Source organism: Vibrio cyclitrophicus (genome assembly GCA_023206055.1).
GTDB classification, from domain to species: Bacteria; Pseudomonadota; Gammaproteobacteria; order Enterobacterales; family Vibrionaceae; genus Vibrio; species Vibrio cyclitrophicus_A.
Window position 1 is genome coordinate 3,451,624 of sequence record CP065366.1, and the last position, 19,796, is coordinate 3,471,419.

General features: G+C 45.8%; 13 protein-coding genes. 6 read left to right on the forward strand and 7 right to left on the reverse strand.

Annotated elements, in window-relative coordinates; all coding sequences use genetic code 11:
* The first annotated feature begins 36 nt into the window (after positions 1-36).
* On the forward strand, positions 37-1,629 hold the full coding sequence (purH, locus tag ITG09_15370) for a bifunctional phosphoribosylaminoimidazolecarboxamide formyltransferase/IMP cyclohydrolase (protein ID UPR52028.1): 1,593 nt from the start codon (positions 37-39) through the stop codon (positions 1,627-1,629).
* 282 nt (positions 1,630-1,911) lie between these two features.
* Positions 1,912-3,201, forward strand: a complete 1,290-nt coding sequence (purD, locus tag ITG09_15375) for a phosphoribosylamine--glycine ligase (GenBank protein ID UPR52029.1) — start codon at positions 1,912-1,914, stop codon at positions 3,199-3,201.
* 176 nt (positions 3,202-3,377) lie between these two features.
* Here the strand turns inward: purD and ITG09_15380 are convergent, their stop codons facing one another.
* A complete protein-coding gene (locus ITG09_15380) occupies positions 3,378-4,076 on the reverse strand; it encodes a DUF1481 domain-containing protein (protein UPR52030.1) in 699 nt (232 codons plus the stop codon).
* Between the two features lie 47 nt (positions 4,077-4,123).
* Complete coding sequence (hupA, locus tag ITG09_15385; GenBank protein ID UPR52031.1) at positions 4,124-4,396, reverse strand: DNA-binding protein HU-alpha; 273 nt, start codon at positions 4,394-4,396, stop codon at positions 4,124-4,126.
* A gap of 270 nt (positions 4,397-4,666) precedes the next feature.
* Here hupA and ITG09_15390 point away from each other — a divergent pair, with 270 nt between their 5' ends.
* Complete coding sequence (locus tag ITG09_15390) at positions 4,667-5,815, forward strand: HlyC/CorC family transporter (protein ID UPR52032.1); 1,149 nt, start codon at positions 4,667-4,669, stop codon at positions 5,813-5,815.
* Between the two features lie 80 nt (positions 5,816-5,895).
* Here ITG09_15390 and ITG09_15395 read toward each other — a convergent pair whose 3' ends face one another.
* Positions 5,896-6,483, reverse strand: coding sequence for a DUF416 family protein (locus ITG09_15395; protein UPR52033.1), 588 nt, complete (start codon positions 6,481-6,483; stop codon positions 5,896-5,898).
* Positions 6,484-6,554: 71 nt separating this feature from the next.
* Between ITG09_15395 and ITG09_15400 the strand changes: the two genes are divergently transcribed.
* Both ITG09_15400 and ITG09_15405 read left to right on the forward strand, forming a co-directional pair.
* Complete coding sequence (locus ITG09_15400; GenBank protein UPR52034.1) at positions 6,555-7,481, forward strand: D-2-hydroxyacid dehydrogenase; 927 nt, start codon at positions 6,555-6,557, stop codon at positions 7,479-7,481.
* On the forward strand, positions 7,481-8,074 hold the full coding sequence (locus ITG09_15405; protein UPR52035.1) for a uracil-DNA glycosylase family protein: 594 nt from the start codon (positions 7,481-7,483) through the stop codon (positions 8,072-8,074). The genes ITG09_15400 and ITG09_15405 overlap by 1 nt, the downstream gene beginning before the upstream one ends.
* A gap of 108 nt (positions 8,075-8,182) precedes the next feature.
* On the opposite strand, the gene hemE is transcribed toward ITG09_15405, so the two are convergent.
* Together hemE and nudC are read right to left on the reverse strand one after the other, a co-directional pair.
* Positions 8,183-9,250, reverse strand: a complete 1,068-nt coding sequence (hemE, locus tag ITG09_15410; protein ID UPR52036.1) for a uroporphyrinogen decarboxylase — start codon at positions 9,248-9,250, stop codon at positions 8,183-8,185.
* A gap of 299 nt (positions 9,251-9,549) precedes the next feature.
* Positions 9,550-10,359, reverse strand: coding sequence for an NAD(+) diphosphatase (gene nudC / locus ITG09_15415; protein ID UPR52037.1), 810 nt, complete (start codon positions 10,357-10,359; stop codon positions 9,550-9,552).
* Between the two features lie 165 nt (positions 10,360-10,524).
* On the opposite strand from nudC, the gene rsd reads away from it, so the two are divergent.
* Positions 10,525-11,022, forward strand: a complete 498-nt coding sequence (gene rsd / locus ITG09_15420; GenBank protein UPR52038.1) for a sigma D regulator — start codon at positions 10,525-10,527, stop codon at positions 11,020-11,022.
* Between the two features lie 350 nt (positions 11,023-11,372).
* On the opposite strand, the gene rpoC is transcribed toward rsd, so the two are convergent.
* Entirely contained in the window at positions 11,373-15,575 is a 4,203-nt protein-coding gene (gene rpoC, locus ITG09_15425; protein ID UPR52039.1) for a DNA-directed RNA polymerase subunit beta', read from the reverse strand.
* Between the two features lie 90 nt (positions 15,576-15,665).
* Positions 15,666-19,694 (reverse strand): DNA-directed RNA polymerase subunit beta, encoded by a 4,029-nt coding sequence (rpoB, locus tag ITG09_15430; GenBank protein UPR52040.1) that lies wholly within the window; start codon positions 19,692-19,694, stop codon positions 15,666-15,668.
* Between the last annotated feature and the right edge of the window lie 102 nt (positions 19,695-19,796).

Below are 19,796 nucleotides of genomic sequence, written 5' to 3' on the forward strand. Positions count from 1 at the left end.
TTATTTTAACCCCATGAATTTGAGGAAGATGGAAGCATGAATAACGCTCGTCCAATTCGCCGCGCTCTAATCAGCGTATCAGACAAAACTGGTATCGTTGAATTTGCACAAGCTCTTGCTAACCGTGGTGTAGATATCCTATCTACCGGTGGCACTGCTCGCCTGCTTGCTGAAAAAGGCATCTCTGTTACAGAAGTATCTGACTACACTGGTTTCCCAGAAATGATGGATGGCCGTGTTAAGACTCTGCACCCAAAAGTTCATGGTGGTGTTCTAGGCCGTCGTGGCCAAGATGATGACGTGATGGAAACTCACGGTATCAACCCTATCGATATGGTTGTTGTAAACCTATACCCATTCGCAGAAACCGTTGCTAAAGAAGGTTGTACCCTTGCTGACGCTGTTGAGAACATCGACATCGGCGGTCCAACAATGGTTCGCTCTGCAGCGAAAAACCACAAAGACGTCACTATCGTTGTTAACGCACACGACTACGAGCGCGTTGTCGCTGAAATGGACGCGAACGAGAAATCTCTAACGCTAGAAACTCGCTTCGACCTCGCTATCGCAGCATTCGAGCACACAGCTTCTTACGACGGCATGATCGCAAACTACTTCGGCACTATGGTTCCATCTTACGGTGAGAACAAAGAAGGTGACGAAGAAAGCAAGTTCCCTCGCACGTTCAACCAACAGTTCGAGAAGAAACAAGACATGCGCTACGGTGAGAACAGCCACCAAGCAGCGGCATTCTACGTTGAAGCAAACCCTGAAGAAGCGTCAGTGTCTACTGCTCGCCAAATTCAAGGCAAAGCCCTTTCTTACAACAACATCGCTGACACTGACGCAGCACTTGAGTGTGTGAAAGAGTTCGACCAGCCAGCATGTGTGATTGTTAAGCACGCTAACCCATGTGGTGTAGCACTAGGTGAAGACATCCTAGAAGCTTACGACCGTGCATTCAAAACAGACCCAACGTCTGCATTTGGCGGCATCATCGCTTTCAACCGTGAACTAGATGCTGCAACTGCAACGGCTATCACTGAGCGTCAATTCGTTGAAGTTATCATTGCACCTTCTGTTTCTGCTGAAGCAGTAGAAATCGTAGCGGCTAAGAAAAACCTTCGCCTACTTGAGTGTGGCGAGTGGACGACTAAGACAACAGGCTTTGACGTGAAACGCGTTAACGGTGGCTTGCTAGTTCAAGACCGCGACCAAGGCATGGTTTCTGAAGACTACTTAAAAGTGGTTTCTAAGCGCCAACCTACAGCTGAAGAGCTAAAAGACGCACTGTTCTGCTGGAAAGTAGCGAAGTACGTTAAATCTAACGCGATCGTTTACTCAAAAGGCGATATGACTATTGGTGTAGGCGCAGGCCAAATGAGCCGCGTTTACTCTGCGAAAATCGCAGGCATCAAAGCGGCAGACGAAGGTCTACAGGTTGAAGGTTGTGTGATGGCATCAGATGCATTCTTCCCATTCCGTGACGGTATCGACGCGGCAGCAGAAGCTGGCATCAAGTGTGTTATCCAACCGGGCGGCTCTATGCGTGATGACGAAGTTATCGCAGCAGCAGACGAGCACGGCATGGCGATGATCTTTACGGGCATGCGTCACTTCCGCCACTAATTTCCTCTTCGTATTTGGCACTGTGGCGTCGTTAGCTGCTTTCGCCCACCCCGGTCACATAGCAGACTATGCTCCCGGGGATGGGCTCAATTGCTGCCTAGCCACATCACCAACTACTTTGAGCAAGACTTATAATTTTGTTTTTTAAATATTCCAATATTTGAAATACGTAGAGCAAGTCAGTGACTTTAGTTCAAGGAAAACACGCGGAGCTTATGACCATAAGTGAGCATGTTTGACACAGAAATAAAGGCTCTGAAGCAGCTATAAGGATTTTAAAACATGAATGTACTAATTATTGGTGCTGGCGGTAGAGAACATGCTTTGGGTTGGAAAGCAGCACAAAACCCAAGCGTTGAAACAGTATTCATTGCTCCAGGTAACGCAGGTACTGCACTTGAGCCGAAACTTGAGAACGTAAACATCGGTGTTGAAGACATCGCTGGTTTAGTCGCGTTTGCTCAAGAGAAAAAAATCGAACTGACTATCGTTGGCCCTGAAGCGCCATTGGTTATTGGTGTGGTTGACGCATTCCGCGAAGTCGGTCTGCCTATCTTTGGCCCAACTCAAGCAGCAGCGCAGCTTGAAGGTTCGAAAGCATTCACTAAAGACTTCCTAGCTCGTCATGACATCCCAACAGGTTACTACGCAAACTTCACTGAGATTGACCCAGCTATCGCTTACGTACGTGAGCAAGGCGCACCAATCGTAGTGAAAGCAGATGGTCTTGCCGCTGGCAAAGGCGTTATCGTTGCGATGACACTTGAAGAAGCTGAAGATGCAATCAAAGACATGCTTGCTGGCAACGCATTTGGCGAAGCAGGCAGCCGCGTGGTGATTGAAGAGTTCCTTGAAGGCGAAGAAGCGAGCTTCATCGTTATGGTTGACGGCTCTAGCGTGCTTCCTATGGCCACCAGCCAAGATCACAAACGTGTTGGCGACAAAGACACGGGGCCTAATACTGGCGGCATGGGTGCTTACTCTCCAGCTCCAGTTGTGACTCCTGAAATCCACAACCGTATCCTTGAGGAAGTTATCTACCCAACGGTACGTGGTATGGATGCTGAAGGCGCGCCTTACACTGGTTTCCTTTACGCTGGCCTAATGATCGATGCTGATGGCACGCCTAAGGTTATCGAATACAACTGCCGCTTCGGCGACCCTGAAACACAACCTATCATGATGCGCATGGAGTCAGACCTTGTTGAACTTTGCCTAATGGCTATCGACGAGAAGCTGGACGAAGCTGAGTCTAAGTGGGATCCTCGCGCTTCGATCGGTGTTGTTCTTGCGGCTGGCGGTTACCCTGCTGACTACGCAAAAGGTGACGTTATTTCACTACCAACAAGCGAAGTTGAAGGCCAAAAGGTTTTCCATGCAGGTACTACAAATAACGAAGCTGGCGACGTTGTGACAAACGGCGGCCGTGTACTTTGTGCAACAGCGCTAGGTAACACAGTTTCTGAGGCTCAGGAGCGTGCTTACGCGTTAACGAAGCAAGTTAGCTGGAATGGTATGTTCCACCGCAATGACATTGGTTACCGTGCGATTGCGCGCGAGCAAGAGCAGTAATCAATGCCGCCACTCGCTTAATCCGAATACGGTGAGTGAGTGACGCAAAAACTGTTCGCAACAAAATGAAAAAAGGCGCCTCTAAGGCGCCTTTTTATTGCTTAATCTGCATCTGTACAGACAAATAAGCACTTGGCCTACCATAGGCCAAATACCCTTAATCCTTTGATTACTCACTACTCTTTCAGTAATGAAGGCCTAACGACACAATCATGGCTGTCTTCAGCTAGCATCAGTAACTCTTCCACGCTCATCTTACCCAGTGAATTACTGCCAAGAAACGCTGCATAGCTTTCCACAGATGCCAATCGGTCAATCACGAAGCTTGGTAAGGTCTGGTTAAATTCAATGCGATCAAATTCTCCACCAACACACGTCTTAAAAGAGCTGCCATCCCAGTAACCTTGAACCAGTCTGAGCCCTTCGTCATTCTGCTTCATAGTAGTATCTAGAACCGATTTAGCTTCTTTTTGGTAGTTTTCGAGCTGCTTAGCTTGGATAGGTAAGATTTTGCTGTCGATACGATACTGTTGATACACAGCTTCGCCTGACGTATTGAAACGCACATGGACACGATAAGGAACCAGTTCATTAGAAGAGTTACGTTGCTCGCCTTCACGAATGAATTCACGAAGCACGCCTTCTGACCAAGCATAGTCAGTTTGATACCAGCCGTAATCGCCCACAGTGACGTAGTCAGCTGAAGTATGAGGTTGTGTTAGCTTGTTTGTAACCCAGTAGAAACTTGTCGCGTCGCCCATGACTTGGCCGCCGGTATGAGTTTCAAATTGCTCTAGGTTTTTGCTAGGGCTTGTAGAAGAACAGCCAATAAGAAATGTAGATAATAGTGAAACGAGAAGAAATGCTTTTTTCATAAAAACCTGTACCGAGGTGGAATACGACTACCTCGGTACAGTTTAGATTATTTCACTGAATCTTTCAGCGCTTTACCTGCAACAAATGCTGGAACATTTGCAGCAGCGATTTGGATCTCATCACCAGTTTTTGGGTTACGACCAGTGCGAGCTGCACGGTGGTTTACTTTAAAAGTACCAAAACCAATTAGCTGAACTTGATCGCCATCTTTAAGAGCATCTGTAACACCGCCAAGAGTCGCTTCTAGAGCAGCTTTAGCTTGTGCTTTAGAAAGGTCCGCTTTTTCAGCAATAAAGTCGATTAATTGAGTCTTGTTCATTTTAGGTTTCCCTTCTTTGTATTTTTGAATTCAATTCACTCTAAAACATAAATGCCCCATCTGGCAAAGGTTTGTCGTCGATCTTTAGCTCTAATGCCGTAGTTTTAGCCATAATATGAGTAATAACTCACAATTTGTTACTGATTTTATTAAGCAAGCCCTTGTTTAAAAGGGGCTGAGAGCAAAATTAATGATGTCCTAGCCACTACTTTGTCACTATAATCCACGCTGAATCGCTGCTAAAGCGTACAATTTAATTTAAGGGCAAACATGCTGCTGCTAACTATTTATATCTCCATTGCTATTGGAGTTTCTTTCATTTGTTCTGTTTTGGAAGCTGTACTTTTGAGTATTAGTCCGAGCTACATTGCTCAACTAAAGCAAAATGGGCACCCTGCAGCAGAGTCTCTAGACAAACTGAAAACAGATATTGACCGCCCGCTTGCGTCAATTTTAACGCTCAACACCATCGCGCATACTATCGGTGCTGCGACAGCGGGTGCACAAGCGTCTGTCGTTTTTGGTAGCCAATGGTTAGGTGTTTTCTCTGCCGTGCTCACTCTAGGTATTTTGGTTTTGTCTGAGATTGTTCCAAAAACCATTGGTGCAACCTACTGGCGTCAACTTGCTCCGGCTTCAGCAAGCGTGCTTCGTTGGATGGTGTTCTTCCTAACACCATTTGTCTGGTTCTCAGAACAGATCACCAAACGCCTTGCTCGTGGCCACCAAGCACCAAAAATGCGTGATGAGCTATCTGCGATGGCGATTTTGGCAAAAGAGAGCGGCGAGTTTGCAGAAGGCGAGTCAAAAATCCTGAGCAACCTGTTGGGTATTCAAGATGTACCCGTGACTCAGGTAATGACACCGCGCCCAGTAGTATTCCGTGTTGATGCGGAAATGAGTGTGAATACGTTCCTAGAGCAACATAAAGACACGCCATTCTCACGTCCGCTGGTTTACAGCGAGCAGAGTGACAACATCATCGGTTTTGTTCACCGCTTAGAGCTGTTTAGATTGCAGCAAGCGGGTTGTGGTGAGAAAGCTCTGGGTGAAGTAATGCGCCCTATCCACGTGTTGCTGAACAACATGGGCTTGGCTAAGGCCTTTGACCAGATGATGGCAAACCGCCTGCAACTGTCTCTAGTTGTGGACGAGTACGGCACCATTCAAGGCATCATCACCCTAGAAGATATCTTTGAACACCTAGTGGGCGAAGAGATTGTCGACGAAGCGGATAAGACGACTGACATGCAAGAACTGGCGTTCCAACGCTGGGAAAAGTGGAAAGAGACACACGGTGTTATCGAAAACCGCGATGACGAGGACGAGCTAGAGGAAGAAACTCCTGCAGACGACGAATCATCAAAAGATAAGGCATCAAAAGACAAAGTGCAGAACGAAGACAATAAAGACGCTTAATCTAAATTTGATATCGTCAGATACAACAAAGGCTCCCTAGGGAGCCTTTGTTTTTATACGTACTTTGGTGCGATAACGAATTATAACGCCACACCAATGTTACTGACTGGGTCTTCACGCAGTTCGTGGCGTAGGTCTTTGATCAGCTCTAAGTCACGTTCAGTCGTTTCACGTAGAGGTCGGAAAATGGCCCACTGAACGTCCCACTCTTCACATACCGCTTCGTTTTCTTTCTGGTTTTCGTTCGTCACTTCTTCAGCGCCTTGAGCAAACTCAAGCTCAGCAACCGTCTTCACAGATTGTTGACTCACTTTAATTACCGCTTCCAACATATGTTCACGGTCAAGCAGACCATGAATGAGCGTTGCTAGGCCTTGGCACGCGTCCATTGCTGGGTAAACACCATAAAAATCAAAATCATCACCGCTAGGGAATAGCTCTTCAACCTTCTCAAGTTGACGCTCAAAGTTCACCTTTGCTGTTTTAACCGTCAGGATTTCCCAAATGCTATCCAAAACATCACGATAGATTCGAGCTTCCGCAAATTCTGTATTCTCACAAAACATGGCATAGTTAGGGTACATACGCTCACATAGACACGCCATAAAGGTAATTTGTTGCCAAGGTTCTAACTTTTCAAGACGAACCTGCAGTGGATTCTGAAGCATAGTCACTCAATAATTGCAGAAAAAGACAGCGAAAGTGTACTTGATAAACCCTGGGGGGAAAAGGTAAGCCGATGAACAATTTTACGAATAAGCTCTATATTCTTACTGAGCATGACGATACCTATACGCAACTGATTCTAAACCAAGATTTACCCGACCTAGAAATCACTCAAAACCCCGAATCAGCACAGATTGTCTTGGCGTCACCACCTCTAATCGCAGAGCGCCTCGGCGAGTTTAAAGACCTAGACTGGGTACAGAGTACCTATGCTGGAATCAATAAACTCACTCAGCCAGATTTGCGTCAGGACTATACTCTAACCAACGTCAAAGGCATCTTTGGCCCAGCTATCGCAGAATACGTGTTAGGTTACACAATCAGTCACTGTAGACACTTCCCTCATTACCACCAGCATCAACAACAACGAAACTGGCAGCCACAGCTTTATACTAGCCTAACTGACAAAACTATGGTGATTTTAGGAACAGGTTCAATCGGCAGTCATTTGGCAAAAACCGCGACGGCTTTTGGTATTCATACCATAGGTGTCAACCGTACGGGTATCCCATCCAAACAAGAAACCTTTAAAGAGACGTTCCACATCAATGAGATAGGGTCAGCCCTTAAGCAGGCCGATATTGTGGTCAACACCTTGCCATCAACAACCGAAACCTATCAGTTGTTGAATCAAACCACCTTAAGCTACTGCTCTAACGTATTGCTGTTTAATGTGGGTCGCGGGGAAAGCGTAGACAATAAAGCGTTACTGCTTGCGATTAAGAATAAATGGGTTGAACACGCTTTCTTGGATGTATTTGAATGCGAACCCCTCACGCAAGAACACCCGTTTTGGACACTACCGCAAGTCACCATCACTCCACACATCGCTGCACTCAGTGAACCAAGACAAGTGGTCGAGATCTTCGCAGAGAATTACCAACAGTGGCGAGATGGCTTTACACTTAATCATGTCATCGATTTTGATAAAGGTTACTGATGTCCTCTTCGTTACTTAAAGAGATTCGACAATGCCGAGCTTGTGAGCCTCACCTATCACACGGTGCTAACCCGGTGATTCAAGCACACCCAAACGCGCGCTTGCTGATAATAGGTCAAGCGCCGGGGATTAAGGTGCATGAGTCGTCGATACCTTGGAATGACGCCAGTGGCGAACGATTAAGAGGATGGTTAGGGATAGATAGCGATACTTTTTACGACGAGCAAAAAGTTGCGATTGTGCCTATGGGGTTTTGTTACCCGGGAAAGGGAAAGAGTGGCGATCTCCCACCACGTAAGGAGTGTGCGGAGCTTTGGCATAACAAAGTGCTGAAATCGCTACCCAACATCCAAATGACACTGCTGATTGGTCAGTACGCACAAAACCATTACCTAACAAATAAAACCACCAGTACGCTCACAGAAACAGTACGTAACTGGCAGGTTTGGGCACCTGATTTTTTACCGCTACCTCACCCTTCGCCACGCAATAATATCTGGCTCAAGAAGAACCCTTGGTTTGAGAGTGACGTTATTCCTTACATCCAAAAGCACATCTCGGAGCATTTGGCCTACTATGATCCAAATACCTAATTAGCTGCACATCCACGATGATTAAGCCGATATTGGATGTAGATAAACAGATAATAAAAAAGCGCTGCCGATTTCTCGACAGCGCTTTTTCTAAAAACACATACTGAATTACTTATGGTATGGCTTAGATAGGTCGTGAACTGCGTCCACAAATACACCAGCATTTTCTGGTGGCACATCTAGGTGAATACCGTGGCCAAGGTTAAATACGTGACCTGTACCACCGTCACCAAAACCTTCAAGGATAGTGCCGACTTCTTCGCGAATACGCTCAGGTTGTGCGTAAAGTACTGATGGATCCATGTTGCCTTGTAGAGCCACTTTATCGCCAATACGCGCTTTTGCATCTGCGATGTTGATTGTCCAGTCTAGGCCAACTGCATCACAGCCAGTCGCTGCGATAGATTCTAACCACATGCCACCGTTTTTAGTGAACAGGGTAACCGGTACACGGCGACCTTCGTTTTCACGGATTAGGCCATCGACAATTTTATGCATGTACTGTAGTGAAAACAGGTTGTAGTCACGCGGCGTCAGTACACCACCCCATGTATCAAATACCATTACTGATTGAGCACCCGCTTTAATTTGCGCGTTCAGGTATTCAATCACGGTGTCAGCGAGTTTATCTAGAAGTAAATGCAGTGTTTGTGGCTCTGCGTACATCATCTTCTTGATCTTAGTAAACGCCTTCGAGCTGCTGCCTTCAACCATGTAAGTTGCCAGTGTCCAAGGGCTACCAGAGAAACCAATCAATGGCACTTCGCCTTTCAGATCTTTACGGATCTGACGAACAGCATTCATTACGTATTGAAGCTCACCTTCTGGATCAGGTAGTCCAATCTTCTCTACGTCGGCTTTACATGTGATAGGACGCTCAAACTTAGGACCTTCACCAGTTTCAAAGTACAAGCCTAAGCCCATTGCATCAGGGATCGTTAGGATGTCAGAGAACAAGATTGCCGCATCAAGCGGGAAACGACGTAAAGGCTGAAGTGTTACTTCTGATGCTAGTTCCGCATTCTTGCACAAAGACATGAAATCGCCCGCTTCAGCGCGCGTTGCTTTGTATTCAGGAAGATAGCGACCCGCTTGGCGCATCATCCATACTGGAGTGCAATCAACAGGCTGCTTTAAAAGTGCGCGTAAATAGCGATCATTTTTTAATTCGGTCATTCCGTTCAATTCCAATTCAATCTTGTCTAGTTTTGATAGCAAGTATTCTAACACTGATTGAGGGGTAAAAGCTGTGTGCTTTGCAACCTAGATCAAGTTATTAACTTTTAAATCAATGCTTAATTTGCACCCAATTGCAGGCGCATGTTAAAAATTTGTTCGCTAGCGAAAATTACAATTATAACATCTGAGTAGTCACTACTCAGCATCTCATAACGACATCTTACTTACCCCCTCCACTTGTGGAGGGTTTTTTTTAGCTTTTGACCACCCATAGGCCAAATACCATCACAGGCCAATTAGTGCTCGAGCGCCTGCTCCGTCACTGCATCTTTCATCACGTCATCGACTGTTTTATCAATCAATTGTCTCGCAATTGTTCCAACTGGAGCGACATCCGGCAGGCTTGTTACGTCAAACCATTGAGCATCCGATAGTTCGCTGTAATCAGGCTTAAGCGTACCACCAGCATAATCAGCCAGAAAGGCCATCATCATACTCGACGGAAACGCCCATGGCTGGCTGCCAAAGTAACGAATATTATCGACATCGATACCCGTTTCTTCTTTGACTTCTCTTGCCACACACTGTTCTAAGGTCTCTCCAACCTCTAGGAAGCCCGCTATCACGGTATACATACCAGTTTTATGTCTAGGGTGCTGTGCAAGCAATATCTTGTTGTCGTTACGTACAGCGACAATGATACACGGGAAGATACGAGGATAATGAAGTGTTCGGCAGTCTCCGCATTGCATCGCTACCTGATTGTGATTGAGGTGATTACGACCGCCACACTGAGGACAAAAACGCATACTTTGCGTCATGTGCCCATATTGGATGGCTTTGCTTGCAGTCAAGAAACTCGCTTCAGGCCAGTGCAGTAACTCTCTTAGGCTGACCATGCTCAGCTCATTCTCCACATCACAATCATTGAGCCAATACACCTTGCGACCTTGATGCTGACCAATACAGATTGCATGCTCCGCACTCAGCCCTAGCTCTTCAGCAGAGCCAAACGGAAACTGATCATTATTAACCCAAATATCACTACCAGAAACGACGCACCAATAAGCTTGCTCTGTCATTTTGTTATCACTTTTTTTTAACATCCCTATACCTCATTGCTTGCAGTTCGTTCATTTTACTGGCAATCTAATTTCATACTAGAGTTGTAGCAGAGAATATTTCAAGCTATTACTTTTAGTAGCTACCAATAAAACGGACCCTGCTTAGGCAATTACTTGATCACAAGGTTGTGATCAGATCATGAGGACATGGTCATGCTAAATAAATTCAAACAAATACAAGAACAATGGGGTGGCTCTAATGAGGTCATCGATCATTGGCTCGAAACTCGACAGTCTCTAATCGTTGAGTATTGTAAGCTTGCCGCTCTACAGCCTTCATCGTCGAAAGCAACTGCAATCACCGAACTGCCTTCTCCAGAAGAACTCCAAAAATTCAGCCAACATCTTGTTGATTACATCTCCGAAGGTCATTTCAAAATCTATGACATGGTGATGGACAAATGGCAGTCTACTGGCTTCAAAGCAACAGACGAAATCAACCAATCTTATGGTCATATCGTTCTTACCACCGATCCACTGCTCAACTTCACCGATAAATACGCTGCCATTGAAGCGACCGATACATTAGAAAGCTTTGATAGTGAGCTATCACTCATAGGTGAGATACTTGAGGCTAGGTTTGCGGTTGAAGACCAGCTGATACAACAAATTGCCGACAGCCTAGCGGTTCCACCAGGAGCTTAATGGCTTAACATCTTCTAAGCTTGCCTCTGTGCAAGCTTTTTGTTTTGTCTGTAGCGTTACCTAACAGATCCAACTCTTTTACCAGAGCCTATTGGTTCGTCGCTACTCTGATGTTTTGCGATAACCCGACGTAACACTTCTCACCGGTTTCATCCTCAGCGCCTCCCTATAAACACGCAAGCTGCCTTCGAGAAAGTACTATCGACTAAGTCCACCAGCCAAGCAATCGACAAGCAAGCATACCTATCAACTTCTAATCTATAAGCCTCTCGTTAAACACCTATACGCCAGATACAAAAAAGGCACCCGAAGGTGCCTTTTTCTTATCTCTTAGAGACTACTCGTAGAGCTTACTCTTCTGAAGAGAAACCAGCGTTTAGAAGTGCTGCTAGATTGTCAGTAGCTTGTTCAGCTGAAGGACCTTCTTGCTCTTCTTCACGTTGCTTTTGACGCTCTTGGTGGTATGCGAAACCAGTACCAGCTGGAATCAGGCGACCAACAATTACGTTCTCTTTCAGACCGCGAAGGTCATCACGCTTACCAGAAACCGCAGCTTCTGTTAGTACGCGAGTCGTTTCTTGGAACGATGCAGCTGAGATGAATGACTCAGTTGCAAGAGATGCTTTAGTAATACCTAGTAGATCACGTTCGAAACGTACTAGTTCTTTACCTTCAGCTTCTAGCTTACGGTTAGCAATCTTAACATTGTGGTACTCAACTTGTTCGCCAGGTAGGAACGGAGAGTCACCAGAATGAGTGATTGTACACTTACGTAGCATTTGACGAACGATAGTCTCGATGTGCTTATCGTTAATCTTTACGCCTTGTAAGCGGTAAACTTCTTGAACTTCGTTCGCGATGTACTGAGTTACTGCGTGGATACCACGTAGACGCAGGATATCGTGTGGAGTTTCAGGACCGTCGGCGATTACATCACCACGTTCAATCTTCTCACCTTCGAACACGTTCAATTGACGATGCTTAGGAATCATCTCTTCGTAAGCGTCACCGCCTTCACGAGTGATTACTAGACGACGCTTACCTTTCGTTTCTTTACCGAAAGACACAGTACCTGTGTGCTCAGCAAGGATCGCAGGCTCTTTAGGCTTACGAGCTTCGAATAGGTCAGCTACGCGTGGTAGACCACCGGTGATATCTTTGTTTCCGCTCGATTTTTGAGGGATACGAGATAGTGTGTCACCAATGCCAACTTCAGCGCCATCTTCGATGTTTACAATCGCTTTGCCAGGTAGGAAGTAGTGAGCTGGCATATCAGTACCAGGGATCATTACGTCGTTACCTTGCTCATCAACAAGTTTGATAGCTGGACGCATATCTTTACCTGCTGCTGGGCGAGCTGCTGCGTCTGTAACTTCACTTGAAGAAAGACCCGTTAGATCGTCAGTGTTACGAGAAACTGTAATACCATCGATCATATCTACGAATTGGATACGACCTGCCACTTCAGTGATGATTGGCATGGTATGCGCTTCCCAGTTAGCTACAACTTCACCAGCAGTAACTGCTGCGTTGTCGCCTTTGGTTAGCATCGAACCGTAAGGAAGTTTGTGCTTCTCTTTAGTACGGCCGAATTCATCAATAATCGTCATCTCAGATGCACGAGAAGTGATAACCAGTTTCTTATCTTTGTTAGTTACGAACTTAGCGTTGTGAAGCTTCACAGTACCAGTTGTCTTAGCTTGGATGCTGTTCTCTGCTGCTGCAGTAGATGCCGCACCACCGATGTGGAACGTACGCATCGTTAGCTGTGTACCCGGTTCACCGATAGATTGTGCAGCGATAACACCAACTGCTTCACCTTGGTTTACTAGGTGGCCACGTGCTAGGTCACGACCGTAACACTGTGCACAACAACCGAAGTCTGCATCACAGGTAACAACAGAGCGCACTTTCATGCTATCTACTGAGTTGTCTTCCATGATTTGACACCACTTCTCATCAATCAGAGTATTACGTGGAATCAGTACATCTTCAGTACCAGGCTTAAGAACGTCTTCAGCTACTACACGACCAAGAGCAAGCTCAGAAAGTGCAACTTTAACGTCACCACCTTCGATGTGAGGCATCATGTCGATACCTTCATGCGTGCCACAGTCATGTTCGTGTACTACAACGTCTTGAGCAACGTCTACTAGACGACGAGTTAGGTAACCCGAGTTTGCTGTTTTCAGTGCTGTATCCGCAAGACCCTTACGAGCACCGTGCGTTGAGATAAAGTACTGAAGGACGTTTAGACCTTCTTTAAAGTTCGCAGTGATCGGCGTTTCGATGATTGAACCATCTGGACGCGCCATCAGACCACGCATACCTGCTAGCTGACGAATCTGAGCTGCAGAACCACGTGCGCCCGAGTCGGCCATCATGTAGATGCTGTTGAACGATTCTTGCTGTTCTTCTTCGCCGTCACGGTTAATAACTGTTTCAGAAGATAGGTTATCCATCATTGCTTTCGCAACGCGGTCATTCGTAGATGCCCAGATATCGATAACTTTGTTGTAACGCTCACCCGCAGTAACAAGACCAGATTGGAATTGCTCTTGGATTTCGCGAACTTCTTCTTCAGCAGATTCGATCTCGTCGTATTTCGCTTGAGGAACAACCATATCGTTGATACCTACAGAAACACCAGAAAGAGCCGCGTATGCGAAACCTGCGTACATGATTTGGTCAGCAAATACTACTGTATCTTTTAGACCAAGCTTACGGTAACACTCGTTAAGAAGAGTAGAGATCTGCTTCTTACCTAACTTTTGGTTAACGATGCTGTACGGAAGGCCTTTAGGAACGATCTGCCATAGCATTGCACGACCTACGGTCGTATCTACTAGACCAGTATTTGTTGTGCTATTGCCGTCTTCGTCTACTACTGTTTCAGTGATACGTACTTTAACGCGAGCGTGTAGCTCAGCAGTCTTAGTACGGTATGCCTTTTCAGCCTCAGCAGGGCCAGCAAGGTACATACCTTCACCTTTCACGTTGATCTTGTCACGTGTCATGTAGTAAAGACCCAATACAACGTCCTGAGAAGGTACGATGATCGGATCACCTGATGCTGGCGACAGAATGTTATTCGTCGACATCATTAGGGTACGAGCTTCAAGCTGTGCTTCTAGAGTTAGAGGCACGTGTACAGCCATTTGGTCACCATCGAAGTCGGCGTTGTATGCCGCACACACTAGTGGGTGAAGCTGAATCGCTTTACCTTCGATTAGTACTGGTTCAAACGCTTGGATACCTAGACGGTGAAGTGTAGGTGCACGGTTAAGCAGTACTGGGTGTTCACGGATAACTTCGTCTAGGATATCCCAAACGATCGCTTCTTCGCGCTCTACCATTTTCTTAGCAGCTTTGATTGTCGTAGCCATGCCACGAGTCTCTAGCTTGCTGTAGATGAACGGCTTAAATAGCTCAAGTGCCATCTTCTTAGGAAGACCACACTGATGTAGACGAAGGTATGGACCTACTGTGATTACAGAACGGCCAGAGTAGTCTACACGTTTACCTAGAAGGTTCTGACGGAAACGACCTTGCTTACCCTTGATCATATCAGCAAGAGATTTCAGAGGACGCTTATTAGAACCCGTGATCGCACGACCGCGACGACCGTTATCTAGAAGGGCATCAACAGACTCTTGCAGCATACGTTTTTCGTTACGTACGATGATGTCTGGAGCCGCTAGCTCTAGAAGACGCTTCAAACGGTTGTTACGGTTAATCACACGACGGTAAAGGTCGTTCAGATCTGAAGTCGCAAAACGACCGCCATCTAGAGGTACTAGAGGACGAAGATCTGGCGGTAGCACTGGAAGTACAGTTAGGATCATCCACTCAGGCTTGTTGCCTGACGAGATGAACGCTTCAACTAGCTTCAAACGCTTAGTAACTTTCTTACGCTTAGTTTCAGAGTTAGTTGTTTCCAACTCTTCGCGCATTTCTTCCACTTCTTGATGAAGGTCCATTGTTGAAAGCAGATCTTTGATCGCTTCAGCACCCATCTTAGCAGTGAATTCGTCACCCCACTCTTCTAGACGATCCAGATACTCTTCTTCAGTAAGCATCTGAGATTTTTCTAGATCAGTCATACCCGGTTCAGTTACTACGTACATTTCGAAGTAAAGAACACGTTCGATATCACGTAGAGGGATATCCATTAGTAGACCGATACGAGACGGTAGTGATTTTAGGAACCAGATGTGAGCAACTGGTGAAGCAAGCTCGATGTGGCCCATACGGTCACGACGAACTTTAGTTTGTGTAACTTCAACGCCACACTTCTCACAGATAACACCACGGTGCTTCAGGCGCTTATATTTGCCACAAAGACATTCGTAGTCTTTAACTGGACCAAAAATACGTGCACAGAACAGACCATCACGTTCAGGTTTGAACGTACGATAGTTAATTGTTTCTGGCTTTTTAACTTCACCAAAAGACCACGAACGGATCGTGTCTGGTGAAGATAGACCGATTTTGATTGCATCAAATTCTTCGGTCTTATGCTGTGCTTTTAGAAAGTTTAATAAGTCTTTCACGTTCAGCTCCTGTAAGGAGTTAAAGGAGCTCACCGACTAAAGTGAGCCCCCTTTACCAAGTAATCCAATCTTCTTTATAAAAAAGAGGGATTACTCTTCGTCTTCTAGCTCGATGTTGATACCTAGCGAGCGAATCTCTTTCAACAGTACGTTGAACGACTCTGGCATGCCAGGTTCCATGCTATGGTTGCCATCTACGATGTTCTTATACATCTTAGTACGGCCGTTAACGTCATCCGACTTAACTGTTAGCATTTCTTGTAGAGTATATGCAGCACCGTATGCTTCTAGTGCCCATACTTCCATCTCACCGAAACGCTGACCACCGAACTGAGCTTTACCACCAAGTGGTTGCTGAGTTACTAGGCTGTAAGAACCAGTTGAACGAGCATGCATCTTGTCATCAACCAAGTGGTTCAGTTTCAGCATGTACATGTAACCAACAGTTACAGGACGCTCAAACGAATCACCAGTACGACCATCAAACAGTTTAAGCTGACCAGATTCTGGCAGATCACCCAGTTTAAGTAGTTCTTTGATTAGAGACTCAGAAGCACCGTCGAACACAGGAGTAGCAATCGGTAGACCGCCACGTAGGTTCTTAATCAGTGTACGCACTTGATCATCAGACAGTTCAGCAATATCAACTTTCTGACGAGTATCACCAAGATCATAAACCTTCTGTAGGAACTCACGGAACTTATGCAGTTCTTGTTGTTCCTTAACCATTTGGTTGATCTTGTCACCGATACCTTTCGCAGCCAAACCTAAGTGAACTTCTAGGATCTGACCGATGTTCATACGCGATGGTACACCCAGCGGGTTAAGTACGATGTCTACAGGCTGACCTTTCTCATCGTATGGCATGTCTTCAACAGGGTTAATCTTAGAGATTACACCTTTGTTACCGTGACGACCGGCCATCTTATCACCAGGCTGGATACGACGTTTAACCGCTAGGTAAACTTTAACAATCTTAAGAACGCCAGGCGCTAGATCATCACCTTGAGTGATTTTACGACGCTTAGTTTCAAACTTCTTATCGAAGTCTGCTTTTAGCTCATCCCACTGCTCAGCAAGTTGCTCAAGCTGTGTTTGTAGCGCATCGTCTTCTAGAACTTGCTCTAGCCATTGCTTACGACCGATAGTATCAAGCTTAGCTTCAGAGTAACCACCAGACAGAAGTACAGCTTTAACACGGTTAAGAAGGCCACCCTCAAGAATTTGGAACTCTTCAGTTAGGTCTTTCTTAGCTTCTTTAAGCTGCATCTGTTCGATTTCAAGTGCACGTTTGTCTTTCTCTACGCCATCGCGAGTGAAGACTTGTACATCGATGATAGTACCCGAAACAGAGTTTGGTACACGTAGAGAAGTATCTTTAACATCAGATGCTTTCTCACCGAAGATAGCACGTAGTAGCTTCTCTTCAGGAGTCAGTTGAGTTTCACCTTTAGGGGTTACTTTACCAACTAGGATGTCGCCACCCTTAACTTCAGCACCAATGTAAACGATACCTGACTCGTCTAGTTTAGACAGAGCAGACTCACCTACGTTTGGAATATCAGCCGTGATCTCTTCAGAACCCAGCTTAGTATCACGAGCCACACAAGATAGTTCTTGGATGTGGATTGTCGTGAAACGGTCTTCTTGAACTACGCGCTCAGATACTAAGATCGAGTCTTCGAAGTTGTAACCATTCCAAGGCATGAATGCGATACGCATGTTTTGGCCAAGAGCTAGTTCACCAAGGTCTGTTGAAGGACCATCAGCAAGAACATCGCCGCGTGCAACTGGTTCACCAGGAAGTACAGTTGGACGTTGGTTAATACATGTGTTTTGGTTCGAACGCGTGTACTTAGTTAGGTTGTAGATATCGATACCAGCTTCGCCAGGTACCAATTCATCTTCGTTAACCTTAACTACGATACGAGAAGCGTCTACAGACTGAACTTGACCACCACGTTTAGCAACAGCTGTAACACCAGAGTCAACTGCGATGTTACGTTCAATACCAGTACCTACTAGAGGCTTATCAGCCTTAAGTGTTGGTACAGCTTGACGTTGCATGTTCGCACCCATCAATGCACGGTTCGCATCATCGTGTTCTAGGAACGGGATAAGCGAAGCAGCGATAGATACTACTTGGTTTGTCGCAACGTCCATGTAGTCAACGTGATCGCGTGGGTGAAGACCAGATTCACCTTTTTGACGAGCTGTGATTAGCTCATCTGCAAACGTACCTTCTTCAGTAAGAATGGTGTTTGCTTGCGCGATTACGAATTGACCTTCCTGGATTGCAGACAGGTAATCAACTTCTTCTGTTACTACACCATCTACTACACGACGGTACGGAGTTTCTAGGAAACCGTAATCGTTACAACGTGCAAACGCAGATAGCGAGTTAATTAGACCGATGTTTGGACCTTCAGGCGTTTCGATCGGACATAGACGACCGTAGTGAGTTACGTGAACGTCACGTACTTCGAAGCCTGCGCGCTCACGAGTAAGACCACCAGGACCTAAAGCAGAGATACGACGTTTGTGCGTAACTTCTGACAATGGGTTGTTTTGGTCCATAAACTGTGAAAGCTGTGAAGAGCCAAAGAATTCTTTAACTGCAGCAGAGATCGGCTTAGCGTTGATAAGATCTTGAGGCATGATTGCATCAAGGTCACCAAGGCTTAGACGTTCTTTAACGGCACGTTCTACACGAACTAGACCAACACGGAATTGGTTTTCTGCCATTTCACCTACAGAACGGATACGACGGTTGCCAAGGTGGTCGATATCGTCCACTTCGCCAATACCGTTACGGATACCAATCAGTTTCTTCATCACTTCGATGATGTCTGATTCATCCAGAGTACCGCGCTCTTCTTCTTCTTCACGCTCGATAGAGCTGTTGAACTTCATACGGCCTACAGTTGATAGGTCGTAACGTTCTTCAGAGAAGAATAGGCTTTCGAATAGAGACTCTGCAGCTTCTTTCGTTGGTGGCTCGCCAGGACGCATCATGCGGTAGATTTCTACCAATGCAGAGATGCGATCTACTGTGCTATCTGCACGTAGAGTGTCTGACATGAATGGACCGTGATCTAGGTCATTCGTAAACAGAGTTTGTAGAGCCTTGTGACCTGCTTGAGATAGGTTAGCAAGTGCTTCTAGGCTAATCTCTTGGTTCGCGCCAACGATGATCTCGCCAGTTGCTTCATTGATGTAATCTTTAGATGCAACTTTACCAACGATGTACTCTACTGGTACTTCGATGTGCTCAACGCCATCTTTTTCAAGTTGACGGATATGACGAGCAGTAACACGACGACCAGTCTCAACGTAAGTTTTGCCGTTTGCTTCGATGTCGAATGACGCAGTTTCACCGCGTAGACGATCAGGAACCAACTCCATAAGTAGAGTTTGGTCTTTAACTTCGAAGTTCACCTTGTCGAAGAACAGATCTAGGATCTCTTCAGTCGACTTACCAAGTGCACGAAGAATAATCGATGCTGGTAGCTTACGACGACGGTCGATACGTACGAATAAGTTATCCTTAGGATCGAACTCAAAGTCTAACCATGAGCCACGGTAAGGAATTACACGTGCGTTATAAAGAACTTTACCTGATGAGTGGGTCTTACCCTTATCACTGTCGAAGAACACGCCTGGGCTTCGGTGCAGCTGGGATACGATAACCCTCTCGGTACCATTAATTACGAAAGTACCATTGTCTGTCATAAGCGGAATTTCGCCCATGTAGACTTCTTGTTCTTTAATGTCTTTTACAGTGCCTGCTGGTGCGTCTCGATCAAAGATAACTAGACGTAGTTTTACGCGTAGTGGCTTTGAGTAAGTTACACCGCGGATTTGACATTCTTTAACGTCAAAAACTGGCTCACCAAGACGGTAGCTAACGTATTGCAGCTCAGAATTGCCGTTGTAGCTCTGAATTGGAAATACAGAACGGAAAGCAGCTTCAAGACCGTATTGACCTTCTGGATCCTGTTCGATGAATTTGTCGAAAGAATCAAGCTGGATCGATAACAGGTATGGAATGTCCAAAACTTGTGGACGAGTACCAAAATCCTTACGGATGCGCTTTTTCTCGGTATAAGAGTAAACCATGGGGTTCCTCAGCTCGCTGATAAGTGACCCAAACCACCCAAAACACTCTTCAAGAGGGGGCGGTGACAAACAGCTGTTTACTGTAGTGAACAATCATTTCGA